The organism is Chloroflexus sp. MS-G, assembly GCF_000735195.1.
In the GTDB taxonomy this organism is placed as follows: domain Bacteria; phylum Chloroflexota; class Chloroflexia; order Chloroflexales; family Chloroflexaceae; genus Chloroflexus.
The window spans coordinates 1-3,149 of sequence record NZ_JPIM01000214.1 but is presented as its reverse complement, the minus strand read 5'-3'; the positions used below and the strand labels follow the sequence as shown (position 1 = coordinate 3,149).

The 3,149-nt window shown below is 60.2% G+C and carries 1 protein-coding gene and 1 pseudogene; both read right to left on the bottom strand.

Going from position 1 to position 3,149, the window contains the following annotated elements; translation table 11 throughout:
* The coding region (locus JE47_RS0119890; RefSeq protein WP_031461416.1) for a tetratricopeptide repeat protein at positions 1-2,224 on the bottom strand (2,224 nt) is incomplete at its 3' end.
* Positions 2,225-2,915: 691 nt separating this feature from the next.
* Positions 2,916-3,149, bottom strand: a pseudogene (locus tag JE47_RS20850) (RCC1 domain-containing protein); the annotation flags it as partial.

Below are 3,149 nucleotides of genomic sequence, written 5' to 3'. Positions count from 1 at the left end.
GGCGCAGGTCACGATACACGTGCCCCAGCCCGTGCCAGGCGTAAGCATTCTGTGGGTTAACTTCCAACGCCTTCTTGCGATTTTCCAACGACTGCTGGTACTTCCCTAGTTTCGCTTGCACTGCACCCAGGGCATTGTAAAGCGCAGAACTGACACGACCCAAACGAAGAGCTTTCTGGTAGGCATCCTCGGCGGCCGGAGAAGCCTGTGCATCAACGGTACGTCCCGCTACTCGTCGCCAGCCCAGTTGACCGCCGAGGTCTTCATACGCTTCGGCCAGGTGGTCGCGCAGAACCTGACCACCGGCAGGGAGACCTTGTTCGGCTTGGTCAAGGGCGGTCATTGCTTCTGCATAACGCTGCTGGTAGTAGTACAGTCGTCCGCGCTGCCAGCGTAGGATGGCGCGCCGTTCAGCCTCGCCGTCACCCGCCAGATAGCCACGCTCGGCCAGGCGTTCTAGCTCGCTCAGGCCGGTGGCTGCTGCTTCATCTCGCAGACTTGTGAGCGTTTGCAGGGCTTCCAGCCGCCGTTTGCCACGAGCGCTCAGCCGCTTCCGCCAGCGCCCGGCCTCGGTCAGCAGACCTCGGCGCAGGTTGTCGCTATAGGCCAGCGCCTCGACGAAACGGGGGATCAGCCAGCGCCAGGCGCGCTCTTCGTCAAGCCAGAAGAGGTAGTCGCTCAGTGTGAGTGTGGTGGTGAGATAGTCGTCATCGGTTAAGCGCTCTTCAATCAGATCGTAGTCGGCTGCGATCCGTTCCAGCCGCTCTTCTAACACAGCCACCCCTCGTTCAATCAGGCGTTGCACGCTAGGATCGCTCAGTTGGGCGTCCTGACGCAGGTATGCCTCGCAAAATGCCTGGGGGTCGTCGTGCAGGCGGGCTTCACCAGCGTATACCGAGGCATAAGCGCGTTCCAGGCGGCGTAGTTCATCGTTTACATTGAAGCCTGACGCATCAGTAGGGGTGAGCATTCCCTGTAACACAGCGCGATCACCGCGGGCCAGGGCGATGGCGTAGAGGGCGTAGCGGTCGGCAGTGGTTACCGCGTGCAACAGATAACGCTCGGTCATCTGGTCAACGATCTGCTGCGCGGGGGTGTCTTTGTCGCTATGACCAACGATGTTTTCCAGCGCAATGCCCTTCTGCCACATTTCGGCTGCCAGTACGATTGCCAGCGGGATGCCACGGGTTGTCTGCCGTATTGCATCCACAGCGGTATCGTCAAGCGGACGCTCTGGGACAGTTGCTGCGAAGTAGGCGGCTACATCATCGCGGGCCAGTTGGGTGACGTTCACCGGCACAAGGCGACGCGGCCACTCTTCGGCGTACCCTTTGAAGTAGGTGTCTCCGTAGCGGCGACTATTGACCAGATCGTTGCGCCCACTGAGCACCCAAAGCACGTGTGGCCCGCTGTTCCGTATAACCAGGCGCAACCAGGGGTCAACTGCGTCTACTACTTCGTAGGTGTCCAGCACGACGAGCAGCGCACCACGCCCGGCTATCCGCCGGAGACCATCAGCCAACGCATGAGCCAGGTGTTCGAGAGGATTGACGAAGAGGTCGTAGGTGTCGGCCCCCATTCGAGCACGCAGCAGATCGGCGAGGCGCTGGCGCAGACCGACCGCTGCTTCTGCGCCAATCTGAATGCCGGCCTCCAGAAAGGCTTTAGCCAGTTGTTCACCGCTGTTGCCGATGGGCAGACCTGCCAGCGACGACCCGACGCGGAGAATCTTTGCCAGCGCCGTAGCGCCGGCACTGCGCAATTCTCTCAGTTCAGGGCGTTCGGCGGCGCTGTCCAACACCTGGTGAGCAGTGTGCTCGGCGCTGGCGCGCCGCTGCTGCGTCTCGTGGTAGGCGGTAAAGTATCCCTGCCAGCCCCTGCGTTGCGTCTGCGCCATGTGAACAATAACGTCAAACACCGTCTCTGGTGCGATAGCATCGTGGCCAACCTGCAGCGCGGGGAGACGGCGACGGGCCTCTTCCCAATCAATCCACAATGTATGGATCGGACACCACAAAGAGTGTTTCTCGGTCGCAATATCGCAGAAGCGCCGTGAAAGCGTGCTTTTGCCGATACCGCCGTCGCCGTAGACGAGAAAGACGTAGGGCAGGTTTTCACCGGAAGGTGGATTTATCGTTTCGCTCAGCGCATCTCGGAATCGTTTCTGCTCTTCAACCCGACCAAAGAAGGGCTTACCGTTGACCAGAATGGTTTGGTTCGTCATAGCGGGGTCATTCCTCTGGCGATGAACAGGGTGCGTTGTGTGACCTAAACCATGCGTTTAGTGCGCCATCCAATGCCCAGGTTCATCATCTGATGCCGTTTGCCGTGACGTGGGCGAGAGTTCTGTCACCTCTCATCATTATAGCCGGTTGTTAACGTGATTGCCGGAAAAGGGAAGCGGTACCCCCCCTTCCCCCCGCGTGCGGGGGGGCTAGGGGGGTAGTGCTTGCGGGGGGTATCGCAGCTTTCTAATCCCACGCTGCCGTTTTTCCTATATTCATCAGCTTGTGGTATCCTGATGCAAACAGCGTTACACGGAGGTTTGGCAATGCTCGAGCGCGTGGCGGTTCTGTACAACCCCTTGAGGTCGTTTACCGGCCTGACCGATGGTCGCGTTCCGCTCGCTTCCGGAACGCCTGTCGCCACGAAACGATGGTGCAATGAATTCCCAGGCCTCATCTACTCGGCGGGGCAAGCGGTAACCATCGCCGTGTCTAATGTTCATCGAGCAATGACCGGTCGTTTGTGGAAGGAGCGAGCGTAAGATAAGATACGCCCGCCAACCCATCACTGCCCCGACGTGTCGCTGCACCCCACAGGTAGTCTTAAGCCTCTGCCTGACCTGTGCCAACCGTGACCAAAGGCACCCGGTGGCGGGGGGCAGGCAACCGAGGGTTCATGTTGCAATAAGCCTAGCGCGAAACCAGCGGCAGGTAGAGCTGCAATCCGAGCCACACCACATCCACCGGCGTTGTGCGCTCTGTGACTCCTAATCCGTTGCCGAGTTGCCCGAAGAAGTTATTCCCCCAGCACTTGACGCCGCCGGTGGTGGTCAGCGCACAGGTGTGAAAGCCACCCGCCGCGATGGCGCTCACGCCGCTCGTCAGCCCGCTCACATCCACGGGGGTAGAACGGGCGGTTGTCGT